Annotated in this window: 16 protein-coding genes; 13 read left to right on the top strand and 3 right to left on the bottom strand. The window is 60.3% G+C overall.

All coding sequences use genetic code 11. From position 1 onward, the window contains the following. Nucleotides 1-16 precede the first annotated feature (16 nt). The 3 genes from B9Z51_RS01280 to B9Z51_RS01270 all read left to right on the top strand — a co-directional run bounded on the left by B9Z51_RS01280 (nucleotide 17) and on the right by B9Z51_RS01270 (nucleotide 2,501). Complete coding sequence (locus B9Z51_RS01280; RefSeq protein ID WP_108371145.1) at nucleotides 17-1,069, top strand: aromatic ring-hydroxylating dioxygenase subunit alpha; 1,053 nt, start codon at nucleotides 17-19, stop codon at nucleotides 1,067-1,069. Continuing rightward, nucleotides 1,066-1,374 carry a 2Fe-2S iron-sulfur cluster binding domain-containing protein gene (locus B9Z51_RS01275; RefSeq protein WP_108371144.1) on the top strand — a complete coding sequence of 103 codons (309 nt, stop codon included), beginning with the start codon at nucleotides 1,066-1,068 and terminating at the stop codon, nucleotides 1,372-1,374. Before B9Z51_RS01280 ends, B9Z51_RS01275 begins: the two co-directional genes overlap by 4 nt. Nucleotides 1,375-1,547: 173 nt before the next feature. Continuing rightward, complete coding sequence (locus B9Z51_RS01270) at nucleotides 1,548-2,501, top strand: AEC family transporter (protein ID WP_108371142.1); 954 nt, start codon at nucleotides 1,548-1,550, stop codon at nucleotides 2,499-2,501. Nucleotides 2,502-2,575: 74 nt separating this feature from the next. Here B9Z51_RS01270 and B9Z51_RS01265 read toward each other — a convergent pair whose 3' ends face one another. Next, entirely contained in the window at nucleotides 2,576-3,484 is a 909-nt protein-coding gene (locus B9Z51_RS01265; RefSeq protein ID WP_108371140.1) for a LysR substrate-binding domain-containing protein, read from the bottom strand. 306 nt (nucleotides 3,485-3,790) lie between these two features. On the opposite strand from B9Z51_RS01265, the gene B9Z51_RS01260 reads away from it, so the two are divergent. From B9Z51_RS01260 to B9Z51_RS01225, 8 genes are all read left to right on the top strand, one after another. Continuing rightward, the gene (locus B9Z51_RS01260) at nucleotides 3,791-4,819 is read left to right on the top strand and encodes an amidohydrolase family protein (protein WP_108372607.1); all 1,029 of its coding nucleotides are present in this window, start codon (nucleotides 3,791-3,793) and stop codon (nucleotides 4,817-4,819) included. 105 nt (nucleotides 4,820-4,924) lie between these two features. Further along, complete coding sequence (gene ligK, locus B9Z51_RS01255) at nucleotides 4,925-5,608, top strand: 4-carboxy-4-hydroxy-2-oxoadipate aldolase/oxaloacetate decarboxylase (RefSeq protein WP_108371138.1); 684 nt, start codon at nucleotides 4,925-4,927, stop codon at nucleotides 5,606-5,608. A 55-nt stretch (nucleotides 5,609-5,663) separates the two neighbouring features. Continuing rightward, the gene (locus B9Z51_RS01250) at nucleotides 5,664-6,629 is read left to right on the top strand and encodes a tripartite tricarboxylate transporter substrate binding protein (protein WP_108371136.1); all 966 of its coding nucleotides are present in this window, start codon (nucleotides 5,664-5,666) and stop codon (nucleotides 6,627-6,629) included. Between the two features lie 25 nt (nucleotides 6,630-6,654). Next, nucleotides 6,655-7,569 carry an amidohydrolase family protein gene (locus B9Z51_RS01245; RefSeq protein ID WP_108371134.1) on the top strand — a complete coding sequence of 305 codons (915 nt, stop codon included), beginning with the start codon at nucleotides 6,655-6,657 and terminating at the stop codon, nucleotides 7,567-7,569. Nucleotides 7,570-7,665: 96 nt separating this feature from the next. Then, nucleotides 7,666-8,103 (top strand): protocatechuate 4,5-dioxygenase subunit alpha, encoded by a 438-nt coding sequence (ligA, locus tag B9Z51_RS01240; protein WP_108371132.1) that lies wholly within the window; start codon nucleotides 7,666-7,668, stop codon nucleotides 8,101-8,103. Nucleotides 8,104-8,140: 37 nt separating this feature from the next. Then, nucleotides 8,141-9,019, top strand: a complete 879-nt coding sequence (locus B9Z51_RS01235; RefSeq protein WP_108371130.1) for a class III extradiol dioxygenase subunit beta — start codon at nucleotides 8,141-8,143, stop codon at nucleotides 9,017-9,019. Nucleotides 9,020-9,119: 100 nt separating this feature from the next. Beyond that, nucleotides 9,120-10,076 (top strand): Gfo/Idh/MocA family oxidoreductase, encoded by a 957-nt coding sequence (locus tag B9Z51_RS01230; protein WP_108372605.1) that lies wholly within the window; start codon nucleotides 9,120-9,122, stop codon nucleotides 10,074-10,076. Nucleotides 10,077-10,085: 9 nt separating this feature from the next. Continuing rightward, on the top strand, nucleotides 10,086-11,261 hold the full coding sequence (locus B9Z51_RS01225) for an MFS transporter (protein WP_108372603.1): 1,176 nt from the start codon (nucleotides 10,086-10,088) through the stop codon (nucleotides 11,259-11,261). Nucleotides 11,262-11,409: 148 nt separating this feature from the next. Here B9Z51_RS01225 and B9Z51_RS01220 read toward each other — a convergent pair whose 3' ends face one another. Next, complete coding sequence (locus tag B9Z51_RS01220) at nucleotides 11,410-11,868, bottom strand: hypothetical protein (RefSeq protein WP_233254780.1); 459 nt, start codon at nucleotides 11,866-11,868, stop codon at nucleotides 11,410-11,412. A 127-nt stretch (nucleotides 11,869-11,995) separates the two neighbouring features. Between B9Z51_RS01220 and aroE the strand changes: the two genes are divergently transcribed. Both aroE and B9Z51_RS01210 read left to right on the top strand, forming a co-directional pair. Next, the gene (aroE, locus tag B9Z51_RS01215) at nucleotides 11,996-12,829 is read left to right on the top strand and encodes a shikimate dehydrogenase (RefSeq protein WP_108371126.1); all 834 of its coding nucleotides are present in this window, start codon (nucleotides 11,996-11,998) and stop codon (nucleotides 12,827-12,829) included. A 4-nt stretch (nucleotides 12,830-12,833) separates the two neighbouring features. Further along, the gene (locus B9Z51_RS01210; RefSeq protein WP_108371124.1) at nucleotides 12,834-13,832 is read left to right on the top strand and encodes a tripartite tricarboxylate transporter substrate binding protein; all 999 of its coding nucleotides are present in this window, start codon (nucleotides 12,834-12,836) and stop codon (nucleotides 13,830-13,832) included. Nucleotides 13,833-13,873: 41 nt separating this feature from the next. On the opposite strand, the gene B9Z51_RS01205 is transcribed toward B9Z51_RS01210, so the two are convergent. After that, a complete protein-coding gene (locus B9Z51_RS01205) occupies nucleotides 13,874-15,448 on the bottom strand; it encodes an acyl CoA:acetate/3-ketoacid CoA transferase (RefSeq protein ID WP_108372601.1) in 1,575 nt (524 codons plus the stop codon). Nucleotides 15,449-15,482 lie beyond the last annotated feature (34 nt).

The raw sequence follows: 15,482 nt of genomic DNA, 5'->3' as shown, positions 1-15,482 counted from the left end.
GAAGAGGAAGGACAAGATGTTCATTAAAAACACCTGGTACGTGGCCTGCTCGTTGGCCGATCTGAACGCCCTGGGCGACAAGCCGCTGGGCCGCACCATTTGCAACGAAAAAATGGCCTTCTTCAGAGGCCCGGACGGCAAGGTCGCTGCGGTTGAAGACTTCTGCCCGCACCGTGGTGCACCTTTGTCGCTGGGCAAGGTCTGCAAAGGCCATTTGCAATGCGGCTACCACGGCCTTGAAATGGGCGTGGATGGCAAAACGGTGCAGATGCCTGGCCAGCGCGTGCGCGGCTTTCCGGCCACCAAAGCGTTTGCCGTGGTCGAGCGTTATGGTTTTGTCTGGGTTTGGCCCGGCGACCCCTCCAAGGCCGATGAGTCGCAGATGCCTGTGTTCGAGTTTTTCGACAACCCCGCCTGGGCTTATGGCGGCGGGCTCTACCACGTCAAGGCCGATTACCGCCTGATGATCGACAACCTGATGGACCTGACGCACGAAACCTATGTGCACGCCAACAGCATTGGTCAGCCCGAGATCGACGAAACCCCTTGCGAAACCAAAGTCGAAGGTGACCAAGTCATCTTGCAGCGGCACATGGCAGGCATTCAAGCGCCACCGTTTTGGCAAATGGCCATGAGCGCCAACGGCCTGGACCCGCAGGCCAAGGTGGACCGTTGGCAGATCTGCCGCTTCACGCCGCCCAGCCACGTCATGATCGATGTGGGCGTGGCGCTGGCGGGCAAGGGCGGCTTTGATGCAGCGCCCGAGCACAAGGCCTACAGCGTGGTGGTGGACTTCATCACGCCCGAGACCGAAACCTCGCACTGGTACCACTGGGGAATGGCCCGCCAGTTCAAGCCGCATGACAGCGAGCTCACCGACAAAATTCGCACCGGGCAGGGCGGCATTTTTAACGAAGACATGGAGATGCTGCAATTGCAACAAGCCAACATCAGCAAGTGGCCCGAGCGCAAACTGCTCATGCTCAACATCGATTCGGGTGGCGTGCAGTCGCGCCGCATCATCGACCGCCTGCTGGCCGAAGAAAACAACACCGGAGTCACCGCATGAACACCCCCGATCTGAGCCAGACCCCGATTGCGGCCGATGGCACGTTTGAAGTGCAACTGCAAAAAAGTGGCCAGACCCTGCAAGTCACCAAAGACCAGTCCATCCTCAAAGTGCTGCAAGACGCAGGGCACGAGGTGCCGTTTTCTTGCTCGGAAGGCATTTGCGGCACTTGCCTGACCAAAGTGGTGGCCGGCACACCCGATCACTGGGACATGTTCCTCACCCCAGAGGAACAGGAAGCGGGCAATCAGATGCTGATCTGCTGCTCACGCAGCCAGACGGCGCGGCTGGTGCTGGATTTGTAAATCAAGACCGAAGGCGTCGCTGACCTGCCATTTGTTTTCACTGCCTTAGCCTGCGGTATTTCAATCCAGGCTATCAGTTAGTGCTCTCTTGGGACGCCATTGGACTGCTTTTGCCCGGACAATCCCTTGCAGCGTCTGGACGTGCCAGGCGCTCGCCAAGAGCTGATTGATCCATGAATTCCACCCTTCACATTCTGGGCATCACCGGCCCGATCTACCTGACCATCTTGCTGGGCTATGTGTTCACCCGCCAGGGCATTTTTGCCAAATCCGACATGCAGGTGTTTGGCAAGTTCACCCTAAACCTGGCCTTGCCGGCTTTGCTGTTCAATGCCTTGTCGCAGCGGCGGATTGGTGAAATCCTCAATGGCCATTACCTGTTGGCCTATGCATTGGGCTCTGCGCTGGTGGCATTGGGGGGAATGTTCTGGGCGCGCAAAGTCAAGCACCACAGCCTGAGCTACAGCAGCATGATGGCCATGGGCATGTCGTGTCCCAACAGCGGTTTTGTGGGTTACCCCATCATGCTCTTGACCCTGGGCCCGGTGGCCGGGGTGGCGCTGGCGCTGAACATGGTGGTTGAAAATCTGCTGATGATTCCTGTGTTGCTGGCAGTGGCCGATGCGCAAGGCGGCCCGTCTGGGCAGTGGAAGCAAGTGATTGTGCAAACACTCAAAAATCTGGCGAAGAACCCCATGATCTGGGGCATTGCGGGTGGCTTTGTGTTTTCGTGGTTTGACCTGGCGCTGGCTGCACCCCTGGCCCGCACGGTCAATTTGTTTGCGCAGGCCAGTATGGTTTTGTCACTGTTTGTGATCGGCGGTTCTTTGGTGGGCCTGAAGCTCGATGGAGTCAAGGGCACGGTCACGCAGATCACTTTGGGCAAATTGTTCTTGCACCCACTGTCGATGTTCCTGGTCCTGAGCTGGGTCGTACCGGTGGCCGATCCGGCATTGCGCACAGCGGCGTTGTTGTCGGGTGCCTTGCCCATGTTGGGCATCTTCACTATCTTGAATCAGCGCCATGGCCACGGCGCCATCAGCGCAGCGGCTTTGCTGCTCACCACGGTGGTGTCCTTTTTCACGCTCAGCGGTTTGCTGTGGGTGTTGCAGCACCACGCTTTTTGATTTGTCTCGTAGGTCGGAGCTTCAGCTGCGACATGGGCAGCCGCTGTGTGGATGTCGAGGCTGAAGCCGCCGACCTACGGCGTCAGCCATTCCTTGACCACCTCGTTGATCAGCGTCAAGGTGGCCTGTTGCGTGAGGGTGGTGGGGCGCAAGGAGCTGACGGCAGTGGTCAGCTGGATGGTCAAGGATGGGGCGGACACTTGCCGCACCGCAAATGCCGAGGGCCGCACTGAGCGCATGACCGCGTTGCGTGACAAGATCGCATAGCCCGCGCCGTCGGCCACCAAGTCCAGGATGGCGCTCACGCCGTCGATCTCCAGCGCAATCTGCGGGCGGCAGCCAATCGCGGCCATCTCAGACTCCACATGCATGCGGATCGCATTCGGCCGTGTGGGGATGACCAGGGGCAGGGCGGCCACGTCTTTCAAGGCGATGGGCGGTGGGGGCGGGTCTTCTTGGAGGCCCGGTGGGCGCGGTTGCACCAGCAGCAATTCTTCTTGCCCGAGCGGGGTGTGCTCGATGCCGGGCACCTGGCTGGGGTTGTAGAGCACGGCAATGTCGAGGCGGCCGTTTTGCAGGTTTTCTTGCATGGCGCTTGACAGGCCTTCGCTGATGGACAGCTGGGCTTCGGGCATGCGCTGCCTGAAAGCGCGGGTCAAAGGCACCGTCAGCACCCGCGCCACGCTGGGCGGCAGGCCCAAGGCCACGCGGCCCGATAAGCCGCTGCGCACCCGGCCGAGTTCTTCACGCGCCCGCTCGACCTGGTGCAGGATGCCCCGGCCATGCTCCAGCAGCAACTGTCCGGCCTGGGTGGGGGTGGCGCCACGGCCATTGCGCACCAGCAGGTTTTGCCGCAGCTCGACTTCGAGCAGGCGCACCTGGCGACTCAGCGCAGGTTGGGCGATGTTCAGTGCCTGTGCGGCGCGGGTGAAGCTGCCCAGCTCGGCCACCCGCACAAAGTATTCCAGCTGTTTGAGGTCCATCGGCCGCCTTTCTGTTGGCGTGATTTTGTCATAGCCATGGCTTGGTTATGCGAATTTGTTCTAGCTGGTAGATGTTGCGTGGGCTGGGCCAGAGCTGGGTCAGCCTGCACAATCAAGGTTTGAAATTTGCAGCTTGTCTTTTGTAGGTCGGCGGCTTCAGCCCCGACAAAGTGCACCGGTGAGGCATGTCGGGGCTAAAGCCACCGTCCTACAGAAAATGAGTCTCTGACCACTCTGTCGGGGCCCAAGCCATCGACCCCCGAGACACCTTCAACGCAGGAACCCGCCATGAGCCAAACCCAGCCCTTGATCATCGACGTGCACGGTCACTACACCACCGCCCCCAAGGCGCTGGAAGACTGGCGCAACCGCCAGATCGCCTGCATCAAGGACCCCAGTGTCAGCCCCAAAGTCTCCGAGCTGAAAATAAGCGACGACGAGTTGCGCGAAACGATTGAGACCAACCAGCTGGCCAAGATGAAAGAGCGCGGCTCAGACATCACCATCTTCAGCCCCCGCGCCAGCTTCATGGCCCACCACATTGGCGATTTCAACGTCTCGTCGACCTGGGCGGCGATCTGCAACGAACTGTGCTTCCGCGTGGCGCAACTCTTCCCCGACCACTTCGTGCCTGCGGCCATGCTGCCCCAGTCGCCCGGCGTGGACCCGGCCACCTGCATCCCCGAGCTGGTCAAGTGCGTGGAGCAGTACGGCAACGTCGGCATCAACCTGAACCCCGATCCATCGGGTGGTCACTGGACCTCGCCACCCTTGAGCGACAAGGCCTGGTACCCCATTTACGAAAAAATGGTCGAATACGACATCCCCGCGATGATCCATGTGAGCACCAGCTGCAACAGCTGCTTTCACACCACCGGCGCGCACTATCTGAATGCCGACACCACCGCCTTCATGCAGTGCCTGACCAGTGATTTGTTCAAAGACTTCCCGACGCTGAAGTTTTTGATCCCGCACGGCGGCGGCGCGGTGCCTTACCACTGGGGCCGTTTCCGGGGCTTGGCGCAAGAGCTGAAAAAGCCTTTGCTGTCCGAGCACCTGCTGAACAACATCTTCTTTGACACCTGTGTGTACCACCAGCCCGGCATTGATCTGCTGACCAAAGTGATCCCGGTCAAGAACATCTTGTTCGCCTCCGAGATGATCGGCGCGGTGCGCGGCATCGACCCCGAAACCTGCCACTACTACGACGACACCAAGCGTTATGTGCAAGCCACGGCCAACCTGAACGACGAAGAGCGTTACATGGTCTACGAAGGCAATGCCCGCCGCGTGTTCAAGCGTCTGGACGACCAGCTGACGGCCAAAGGCCACTGAATTTTTGTAGGAGCGACGCCCCCGTCGCGATGGCGTCCCACTGCACGATCCATCGCCGCGAGGGCGCGGCTCCTGCAAACCCAACCCCCCTATCAGGAGAAAACCATGTACGAACTCGGCGTTGTTTACCGCAACATCACCCGCGCGGACCGCGCAGCCACCGATGCCTTGGCCGCTTTGGGCTCGGCCACTGTGCACGAGGCCATGGGCCGCGTGGGCCTGATGAAGCCCTACATGCGCCCCATCTATGCAGGCGCGCAGGTGTCTGGCACAGCGGTGACGGTGCTTTTGCACCCCGGCGACAACTGGATGATGCACGTGGCCGCAGAACAGATTCAGCCCGGCGACATCGTGGTCGCGGCCATCACGGCTGAATGCACCGACGGCTACTTTGGCGATCTGCTGGCCACGTCCTTCATGGCCCGTGGCGCACGGGCGCTCATCATCGACGCCGGTGTGCGCGATGTGAAAGAGCTGACCCGAATGGGCTTTCCTGTCTGGAGCAAAGCCATCAGCAGCAAAGGCACCATCAAAGCGACCGTGGGCTCAGTGAACATCCCCGTGGTGTGCGCCGGCATGATCGTCCGCCCCGGTGACGCGATCGTGGCCGATGACGACGGCGTGGTCTGCGTGCCCCAAGCCCTGGCGGCCAAGACATTGGAAGCGGCGCAAGCGCGTGAAGCCAACGAAGGTGCCAAGCGCGAAAAACTGGCGCAAGGCGTGCTGGGCTTGGACATGTACAAGATGCGCGAGCCCTTGGCGGCTGCGGGCCTGAAGTACATCGACTGAACCCTTGACCACGGGCCATGCAAGGGCCCGTTGCCATCCTCACAGGAGACAAGACATGACGATTCGCAAACATTGGGCCTTCTGGCTCGGCACGCTGGGCTTGTGCGTTTCGGCATTGGCCCAAAACTACCCGAGTAAGCCCGTCAAGATCGTGGTGGGTTATGCCGCCGGGGGTGCGGTGGACGTGGTGGCACGCACCATCGGCCTAAGTCTGCAGACCAGTCTGGGTCAGGCCTTTGTGGTCGAGAACAAGCCAGGCGCGGGCACCAACATCGCCGTGAAGTCGGTCATCACCGCCGAGCCCGATGGCTACACCCTGATGATGGCGGCCAACGCACTGGCAGCCAATATGTCGCTGTACCAGCCGCAACCCTTTGATGCCGAAAAAGACCTGGTGGCCGTTTCGATGATCGGCCGTGTGCCGGTGGTGATCGCGGCCAATGCCAATGCGCCGTTTGCCAACGTCAAGCAACTCATCGAAGCCGCCAAAGGCAAGCCCAACAGCATCGCTTACGGCACGCCGGGCAATGGCTCCACACCGCACATGGCCATCGAGCTGTTTGCGCGGGCCGCAGGCATCGATTTGCAACACATCCCTTACCGTGGTGGCTCGCCTGCCATCACCGACACCATTGGCGGGCAAGTGCCGCTGGTGGCGGTCAATGCGCTGGAGGTCTTGCCCCATGTGAAGAGCGGCAAGCTCAAGGTGCTGGGCGTGCTCAGCGCCAACCGCAGCGCCAATTATCCGGATGTGCCCACCATGGCCGAGTCGGGCTTTCCCGGCTTTGAAGCGTCGGTCTGGTACGGTCTTGTGGCCCCCGCAGCCACCCCCAAACCCATCGTGGCCAAGCTGCATGCCGAAGTGCAAAAAGCCCTGCAGTCCAAGGAAGTGCGAGAACGCATGAACGCTGTGGGCGGCGAGGTGGTGCCCGGCAGCGCCGAGATGTTCACCCAACTGATCCGCTCCGAGCGCGTGCGCTACGACAAATTGGTGCGCGAAGCCAACATCAAACCCGATTGATCCCCAGAGTTCCTGAGAGAAGACCATGCAATTTGAAAAAACCCCCGGCTGGCTGGACTGGTACACCGGCCCAAGCCAACCCAAGTTCAAGGTGCCCGCTGGCGCGGTGGACGCCCACTGCCACGTGTTTGGCCCCGGTGCCGAGTTCCCTTATGCGCCCGAGCGCAAGTACACGCCTTGCGACGCGTCCAAGCACCAGCTGTATGCGCTGCGTGACCACCTGGGCTTTGCGCGCAATGTGGTGGTGCAGGCCACTTGCCACGGTGCCGACAACCGCGCCATGGTGGACGCTTTGGTCAACTCTAATGGCAAGGCGCGAGGTGTGGCCACCGTCAAGCGCAGCGTGACCGACCAGGAAATCCAGGCCATGCACGACGCCGGTGTGCGCGGTGTGCGCTTCAACTTCGTCAAGCGTCTGGTGGACTTCACGCCCAAAGACGAGCTGATGGAAATCGCCAGCCGCATCGCCCAATGGGGCTGGCATGTCGTGATTTATTTCGAGGCTGTCGATTTGCCTGAGCTGTGGGACTTCTTCACCGCACTGCCCACCACCGTGGTGGTGGACCACATGGGCCGCCCCGATGTGTCGCTGCCCGTGGACGACCCGCAGTTTGCGCTGTTCCAAAAGTTCATGCGCGAGCACCAAAACGTGTGGAGCAAAGTGTCTTGCCCTGAGCGTTTGTCGGTCACTGGCCCCAAGGCCTTGAACGGTGAGCAAAACGCCTACCAAGATGTGATCCCTTTTGCCAAGCGCATCGTCGAGGAGTTCCCCGATCGCGTGCTCTGGGGCACCGATTGGCCGCATCCCAACCTGAAAGACCACATGCCCGACGACGGCCTGCTGGTGGACTTCATCCCGCGCATCGCACCGACCGCCGAGCTGCAAAAGAAGCTGCTGGTGGACAATCCGATGCGCTTGTACTGGCCTGAAGAGGTTTAGCGTTGAGGGTGAACAAATCAACGCCCAACGCCCAACGCCCAACGCTCAACTCTCAATGCTCAACGCTTAACGCTTAACGCTTAACGGAAAACCAATATGGCTCTAGACAAACCCTACACAGACGTGCCCGGCACCATCATTTTTGACGCCGAGCAATCGCGCAAAGGCTACTGGATCAACCAGTTTTGCATGTCGCTCATGAAAGCAGAAAACCGCGAACGCTTCAAGGCCAACGAACGGGCCTATCTGGACGAGTGGCAGATGACCGAAGAGCAAAAGCAGGCCGTGCTGGCCCGCGATCTGAACTGGTGCATGCGCACCGGCGGCAACATTTACTTTCTCGCCAAAATCGGCGCGACCGACGGCAAGAGCTTTCAGCAAATGGCGGGCTCCATGACCGGCATGACCGAAGAGGAATACCGCAACATGATGATTGGCGGCGGCCGCAGCGTGGAAGGCAACCGCTACATCGGCGAAAACGGCGATGCCCAAGCGCAGAACCAACCGCAAGGCGCCGCAGGTAAAAAACCTTAATTGGGGTCAGATTCCAATTGATTTGAGAGAACAATACATGGCCAAAATCACCGCCTCCGTTTTCACCTCGCATGTGCCCGCCATTGGCGCGGCCATGGACCTGGGCAAAACACAAGAAGACTACTGGAAGCCCGTTTTCGCGGGCTACGACTTCTCCAAGCAATGGATGAAGGACAACAAGCCCGACGTCATCTTCTTGGTCTACAACGACCACGCCACGGCCTTCAGCCTGGACATGATTCCGACGTTTGCGATTGGCACTACCGCTCAATTTGCGCCTGCTGATGAGGGCTGGGGTCCACGTCCAGTGCCTGTGGTCAAAGGCCATCCCGAGCTGGCCAGCCACATCGCGCAGTCGGTCATTCAGCAGGACTTTGACCTGACCATCGTCAACAAGATGGACGTGGACCATGGCCTGACGGTGCCCCTGTCGCTGATGTGCGGCGAAAAAGACCCGGTCAAAGACGCCTGGCCTTGCCCGGTGATCCCGTTTGCGGTCAACGTGGTGCAGTACCCCGTGCCCAGCGGGCAGCGCTGCTTCAATCTGGGTCAGGCCATCCGCAAAGCGGTTGAGAGCTACGACGAAGACCTCAACGTGCACATCTGGGGCACAGGCGGCATGAGCCACCAGCTGCAGGGCGCGCGTGCGGGCCTGATCAACCGCGAGTGGGACAACGCCTGGCTCGACCAGCTGATCAACGACCCGGTGGCCTGCGCCCAAACCCCGCACATCGACTACGTGCGCGAAGCCGGCAGCGAAGGCATTGAGCTCGTCATGTGGTTGATTGCTCGTGGCGCGATGAGCGACATCAATGACGGCCTAGCCACCGGCCCCGCGCCTAAGCTGCGTCACCGCTTCTACCATGTGCCTGCCAGCAACACGGCGGTGGGCCACGTCATTCTGGAAAACAGTTGATCCCCTTTAGGAGCCAGTCCTGCTGGTGATGCGGTCGGTCAAGAACCACCATCATCGCTTGCAGACAAGCGCCTACAAACAACATTTATTGGAGAACACCATGAGCAAAACCATCAAAGTCGCCCTGGCGGGCGCAGGTGCCTTCGGCATCAAACACCTGGACGGCATCAAAAACATCGACGGCGTGGAAGTCGTCTCGCTGATTGGCCGCGAGTTCGCAAAAACCCAAGAAGTGGCCGACAAATACGGTATTGGCCATGTCACCACCGACTTGAACGAGTCCTTGGCATTGAAAGAAGTCGACGCCGTCATCTTGTGTACCCCCACCCAGATGCATGCCAGCCAGACCCTGGCATGCCTGAAGGCGGGCAAGCATGTGCAGGTCGAAATTCCGCTGTGCGATGTCTACAAAGAAGGCCAGGAAGTCCTGCGCGTTCAAAAGGAATCCGGCTTGGTGGCCATGGTGGGTCACACCCGCCGCTTCAACCCCAGCCACCAGTGGGTGAACAACAAAATCAAGGCCGGTGAGTTCAACATCCAGCAAATGGATGTGCAGACCTTTTTCTTCCGCCGTACCAACATGAACGCCCTGGGCCAGGCCCGCAGCTGGACCGACCACCTGCTGTGGCACCACGCTGCGCACACGGTGGACCTGTTTGCTTACCAGTGCGGCAGCCCCGTCGTCAAAGCCAACGCGGTGCAAGGCCCGATCCACCCCACGTTGGGCATCGCCATGGACATGAGCATCCAGCTCAAGGCCGCCAACGGCGCGATCTGCACGCTGAGCTTGTCTTTTAACAACGACGGCCCGCTGGGCACATTCTTCCGTTACATCGGCGACACCGGAACCTACATCGCTCGTTACGACGATTTGGTCAATGGCAAGGAAGAGGCCATTGACGTGTCCAAGGTGGCCGTGTCCATGAACGGCATCGAGCTGCAGGACCGCGAATTCTTCGCCGCCATCAAAGAAGGCCGTGAGCCCAACAGCTCGATCGCCCAAGTCTTGCCTTGCTACCAGGTCTTGCACGACCTGGAGCAGCAGCTCAACAGCTGATTGAAGATCATGACAGTGCAAGCTGAAAAGAACAGCTTGCGCGTGATGGGCCTGGCGGGCTTTGCCAGCATGGCCTCCATGCGCATGTGCGATCCGATGCTGGTGGTGCTGGGGCAGGAGTTCCAGGTCACCACGGGGGAGGCGTCGCTGGTGGTCTCGGCTTTTGCTGTGGCTTATGGCGTGTTGCAGCTGTTTTACGGTCCCTTGGGCGACCGTTTTGGCAAGCTGCGCGTGATCTCTTTGGCGGTGTTGGCTTGCGCGGTGTTCAGCGCCATCACCAGCTTGTCAGCCGACCTGACTTTGTTGGTGATCATGCGTGGCTTCATGGGGGCAGCGGCGGCGGGCATCATTCCGCTGTCCATGGCCTGGATCGGCGATCAGGTGGCCTATGACCGCAGGCAGGAGACCCTGGCCAAGCTGATGGGCTACACCGTCAGCGGCATGATGGTGGGCTTGTGGTTTGGCGGCTTTGCGGCCGAGCATCTGGGCTGGCGAATGGCTTTTGGCGTGGTGTCTGTCCTGTTTGGCACGGCGGCTTTCATGCTGTGGCGCAAGTTGCGCAGCATGCCCAAGGCACAGTCCGCTGAACAGACATCCAGCTTTGCGGCCTACTTTGCCAACACTTTCCAGATGCTGCGCATTGCGCGTGTGCGGCAGGTTTTGACCGTGACGGCCATTGAAGGCGCCTTGGTGTTTGGCGCGATGGCCTTCATTCCGACGCATTTGCACCAGCAGTTCGACATGAGCGTGGTGTATGCCGGTTCGGTGATGATGCTCTACGGTGTGGGCGGTTTGCTCTACAGCCAGATGGCCCGTCGTTGGTTGGCTTGGCTGGGCGGTGAGCGTGGCTTGGTTCGCACCGGTGCGTCTTTCATCGTGCTGGGCTTGCTGGTGCTGGCCTGGGCACATGAGCCGGTGCTGGGCATGCTGGGCTGCCTGGCCACCGGGTTTGGCTTTTACATGCTGCACAACACGCTGCAAGTTCAAGCCACCCAGATGGCCCCGGCCTCTCGCGGCACGGCGGTGACCTTGTTTGCCTGCCTCTTGTTCTTTGGCCAATCCAGCGGCGTGGTGGGCATGGCGCTCAGTGTGGACAGGGGCTGGCTGCCTTATGCCATGACAGGGGCTGCATTGGGCGTGGCGGTGTTGGGCTTGGCCGTGATCAGGCTGGTGGGCAAGCATTGAGTCGCAGCGACAGCAGCTGGATCGTGCATCGTCGGGGTCTTCGACCACCGACCTACGGGGAGACAGCGTGCCGCTTGATTTGTAGGTGTCCTGTAGGTCGGCACTCGCAGAGTCCGACATCTGCCTTATCTACCCACGCGCATGCGCATCAGAACGATCCCAGGCTCAGCAGGATGGCGAAGAGCTGGGTTGTGTTGATCAGGATCGCCGATTTGTGCATTTTCAAAAATTCTGGAATGGCGACGAGGTCATTGGCCTGGATCTGATCGCCCAGAAGGTCCATGCGGGTGATCAGATGCCTGCGAAGCAGCCAGGTCAGCAGTGCAATCGCGGCAGCGCCCAGCGCCAAACCGATTCGACCCGCAAGTGCATAGCTGATGGCGGTGGCCACAGCGGCAACGATGGCGATGCGGAAATAGGTGGTGTAGAAGGATCGGATGAAGCGCGAGTCCATTGGGTTGTCATGCTTGAGCACCAGCAGCGGCACCGAGCCCAATAAAAAATAAGCCGTGATGGCCAGCAGGACAACTGTGAAAAGCAGAGCGAAAGATTGCGGTCCCAGATGCATGAGTGGTCTCCAGTGCGGTCGGTTTTGCGCATCATACAAAGGTCGGTTCGGTCATGGTTTCAACACGGTTGACTCCGGGTCGCCCTGTGTAAATCATGCGCAGCGAAGCTGACAGTCCGGGCGGCTAAGATTCAAGCCTTGACGCAAGTGTTTCCGGATAGATTTCATGACAGACCGTTACGCCGTGATTGGCAACCCCATCGAGCAGAGCAAGTCGCCGCTCATCCACACCGCTTTTGCCCAGGTGACCGGGCAAGACATCGAATACACCAAGGTGCTGAGCCCTTTGGGCGAGTTTGCCCAGACGGTGGATGCTTTCCGTGCGGCCGGTGGCCGGGGCATGAATGTGACAGCACCTTTCAAGCTGGACGCCTTTGCCTACGCCACCGACCTGGCGCCCAGTGCGCAAATGGCGGGTGCCGTGAATGCGATGAAGTTTGAAGGCGGCAAGGTCTATGCCGAGAACTTCGACGGCGTGGGTCTGGTGCGCGATGTGGTGCACAACTTGGGCTGCCCGCTGCAAGGCCGCCGGGTTTTGATTTTGGGCGCCGGTGGGGCCACGCGTGGCGCTTTGCTGCCCATCCTGGCCCAGGGGCCTGCCGAGGTGGTGATCGTCAACCGCACGGTGGCCAAGGCCGAGGAGCTGGCCGAGTTGGCGCACAAGCATCAAAGTGGCAGCGTGCCGGTCAAGGGTGTGGGCTATGCCGATTTGGGGGCTCAGTCGTTTGACGTGGTGTTCAACGCCACTTCGGCCAGCCTCACGGCGCAATTGCCGCCGTTGCCATCTGCTGTGTTTGCGCCGGGCTGCCTGGCTTATGAATTGGCCTATGGAAAAGGCCTGACGCCTTTCCTGAAGCTGGCCAGCCAAGCAGGCGTCGCGCATTTGGCCGATGGTGTGGGCATGCTGGCTGAGCAAGCCGCCGAGGCGTTTGAGTGGTGGCGTGGCGTGCGTCCGGATACGAAAGCAGTGATTGAAAAACTCACTGTTCCACTGGTGTAACTAGATGACCCCAATCCTCATGAATCGCCGCGATGTGTTGAGCGTTGCCGCTGCCGCAACTTCTGCCCTCTGTCTGCCCGCCGCCAGAGCCCAGAACGCTTGGCCCAGCAAACCATTGCGCCTGGTGGTTCCTTTTGCCACTGGGGGCAGCTCCGAGATCGTGGCCCGAGCTGTGGCCGCTGAACTGAGCAAGACCTTGGGCCAGAGTGTGTTTGTGGAGAACAAGCCCGGTGCTGCTGGGAACATCGCCATGCAAGAGGTCGCGGGCAGCACCGATGAGCACACCCTGATCCTGGGTCACATCGGCACCTTGGCCGTCAATCCCTACATTTTTCCCAAGCTGCCTTACGACGTGACGCGTGACTTTGCACCCATCACCCTGGTGGCCAAAGTGCCCAGCCTGTATGTGGTCCATCCGGACTTGCCGGTGAAGAACCTCAAAGAGTTTGTGGCCTATGCCAAAGCCCGTCCCGGCCAGTTGAACTACGGCTCAGCGGGCAATGGCAGCGCCGGGCATCTGGCGTTTGAATACTTGAAGATGGCCACCGATACCTTTGTGCTGCATGTGCCGTATCGGGGCACGGGCCCCATGCTGACCGATTTGATGGCAGGGCGCTTGCAAGCGGCGTCGGTGGGAGCGCCTGCTTTGTTGCAGTTCATCAAGGCGGGCAGGCTGCGCTGCATTGCCACCGGCACGTCACAGCGCCTGCCCCAGTTGCCCGATGTGCCCACGGTGGCCGAACAGGGCTTCAAGGGTTTTGAGATGACACAGTGGTACGGCTTGCTGGCCCCCAGCAAATGGCCCAAATCCAGCATCGCCAAGCTGGAAGTGGAGTCCATGAAAGCAGTCCGCAGCCCTGTGGTGAAAGAAAAAATGGCCAACGAAACCGCATTGGCTGTCGGCAATTCCAGCGCTGAATTTGAGGCATTCATCAAGACAGAGCAAGCCCGCTGGAAAGCTGTGGTGGCCAGGGCTCAGATCAGGCCTGAGGGCATGGGGTGAGGGCATGAATAAGCCCTCTGCGCGCTGTGGCTGATGCCGCTTCAGACAGTAAAGTGCATCTTGTCCATGACTTTCAACTCTTTAGCGACCAGCGGCTGAAATGCCATCTGGTCGAGCACATCGCGTTGCAAGTTGATGCCTGGGGCGATTTCGAAGAGTTCGATGCCCGATGACGTGAGGCGAAAGCTGGCGCGTTCGGTGAGGTAAAGCACCTCTTGTTTTCGCACCAAGCCTTGCGGGCCGGAGAACGTGATCTGGTCGACTTTTTTGACCAGCTTTTTTACAGCGCCTTGCGCGACCACGCGCATCTGGCCATCACCGGTTTCGAGCTTGACGCCTTTGGCGGCCAGAGTGCCGCAGAACACCACTTTCTTCGCGTTTTGGGCGATATCAATGAAGCCGCCGGGGCCCACTGTGACGCCACCCAGGCGTGACACATTGACCGAACCTTCTTCGTCGAATTCGCCAAAACCCAAAAAGGCGATGTCCAGCCCGCCGCCGCCGTAAAAGTCGAACTGTGTGGCGGCGTCCAGCATGGCGGTGGCATTGCGGGCGTAACCAAACAGCACGCCGTCCATGAGCGTGCCGCCGTAGGTGCCGTGCTCGATGGTCTGGTAGATGCGGTGCTGTTCATTGCGCGCTGCGATCAGCTTGGCCACCGCGTCGGGCACGCCCACACCGTAGTTGATGACCGGGCGTGCCTTGTCGGTGTTGAAGAGTTCTTGGTACGCACGGCGCGCCACGGCCTGGCGTTCACTGAAGGCCTCTTGCGAGGCAGCCACTTCGCGTGCATGGTCTTGCGCTTCGCTGTGTGCACGCGCCGGGCCTGTCAGCTCGCCGCTGAAGGCGGGGTCGAAGGGGATGTCGTAGCTGGTGGACTGCTGCGGATCGACCACGATGGCGTCCACCCAGGCCGAGGGGATGCGGACTTCGCGTGCTTTGAGCGCCCCTTTCGGTAGGCGTTCTTTGACCTGCACGATGACTTTGCCACCGCTGTTGCGTGCTGCCAGGGACAGAGACTGGGCATCCAGGTTGGCCGCTTCGTGCTCGAAGCTGATGTTGCCGTCTTCGTCGGCGCTGCTGGCGCGCACGATGGCGACATGGATGGGGAAGGGCTTATAGCGCAGCCATTCACGGTTGTCGATGGTGATGACTTCGGCCAAGTCGCCCTTGGCCGCATCGTTCATGCGCCCGCCGCCATGGCGCGGGTCGCACACGGTGCCCAGGCCCACATGGCTGATGAGGCCGGGGCGGCCTGCGCCGATTTCGCGCATGAGCTGGCTGCTCACGCCGGCGGGCAGGATGTAGGCTTCGATCTTGTTGGAAAGGGCCAGTTGCTGCATGGCCGGTGACCAGACCCAGTGCCCGCCGATGACGCGCTTGACCAGGCCTTCGTGCGCGAAGCAGTTCATGCCTTTGGTTTTTTTGTCGCCAATGCCCAGGGCGTGCATGAGGGTGAGGTTCTTCGGTGCATGCGTTCTCAGGAAGCGTTCTTGTACCGCTTCAAACAGGTGAGTGGCTTCCATCAAGCCGCCACCGCCGCCCATGAGCCCCACGGTGTCACCGTCTTGGATCAGTTGTGCCGCTTGGGTGGCGGTCATGAATTTGGTTTGCATTTTGGGTCTCTTTGACTGTTGTTCGTGTGCTGCC

Source organism: Limnohabitans sp. T6-5 (assembly GCF_003063315.1).
Lineage (GTDB): Bacteria > Pseudomonadota > Gammaproteobacteria > Burkholderiales > Burkholderiaceae_C > Limnohabitans_A.
The sequence above is the reverse complement of the archived record's forward strand: the minus strand, read 5'-3'. Positions and strand labels throughout refer to the sequence as shown.

What these genes read in the sequence shown, in the direction of transcription:
- B9Z51_RS01250 (WP_108371136.1), top strand. Translation starts at nt 5,664, where the DNA reads ATGACGATTCGCAAACATTGGGCCTTCTGGCTCGGCACGCTGGGCTTG.
- B9Z51_RS01280 (WP_108371145.1), top strand. Translation starts at nt 17, where the DNA reads ATGTTCATTAAAAACACCTGGTACGTGGCCTGCTCGTTGGCCGATCTG.
- B9Z51_RS01210 (WP_108371124.1), top strand. Translation starts at nt 12,834, where the DNA reads ATGACCCCAATCCTCATGAATCGCCGCGATGTGTTGAGCGTTGCCGCT.
- B9Z51_RS01270 (WP_108371142.1), top strand. Translation starts at nt 1,548, where the DNA reads ATGAATTCCACCCTTCACATTCTGGGCATCACCGGCCCGATCTACCTG.
- aroE (WP_108371126.1), top strand. Translation starts at nt 11,996, where the DNA reads ATGACAGACCGTTACGCCGTGATTGGCAACCCCATCGAGCAGAGCAAG.
- B9Z51_RS01235 (WP_108371130.1), top strand. Translation starts at nt 8,141, where the DNA reads ATGGCCAAAATCACCGCCTCCGTTTTCACCTCGCATGTGCCCGCCATT.
- B9Z51_RS01265 (WP_108371140.1), bottom strand. Translation starts at nt 3,484, where the DNA reads ATGGACCTCAAACAGCTGGAATACTTTGTGCGGGTGGCCGAGCTGGGC.
- B9Z51_RS01275 (WP_108371144.1), top strand. Translation starts at nt 1,066, where the DNA reads ATGAACACCCCCGATCTGAGCCAGACCCCGATTGCGGCCGATGGCACG.
- ligA (WP_108371132.1), top strand. Translation starts at nt 7,666, where the DNA reads ATGGCTCTAGACAAACCCTACACAGACGTGCCCGGCACCATCATTTTT.
- B9Z51_RS01225 (WP_108372603.1), top strand. Translation starts at nt 10,086, where the DNA reads ATGACAGTGCAAGCTGAAAAGAACAGCTTGCGCGTGATGGGCCTGGCG.
- ligK (WP_108371138.1), top strand. Translation starts at nt 4,925, where the DNA reads ATGTACGAACTCGGCGTTGTTTACCGCAACATCACCCGCGCGGACCGC.
- B9Z51_RS01245 (WP_108371134.1), top strand. Translation starts at nt 6,655, where the DNA reads ATGCAATTTGAAAAAACCCCCGGCTGGCTGGACTGGTACACCGGCCCA.
- B9Z51_RS01230 (WP_108372605.1), top strand. Translation starts at nt 9,120, where the DNA reads ATGAGCAAAACCATCAAAGTCGCCCTGGCGGGCGCAGGTGCCTTCGGC.
- B9Z51_RS01205 (WP_108372601.1), bottom strand. Translation starts at nt 15,448, where the DNA reads ATGCAAACCAAATTCATGACCGCCACCCAAGCGGCACAACTGATCCAA.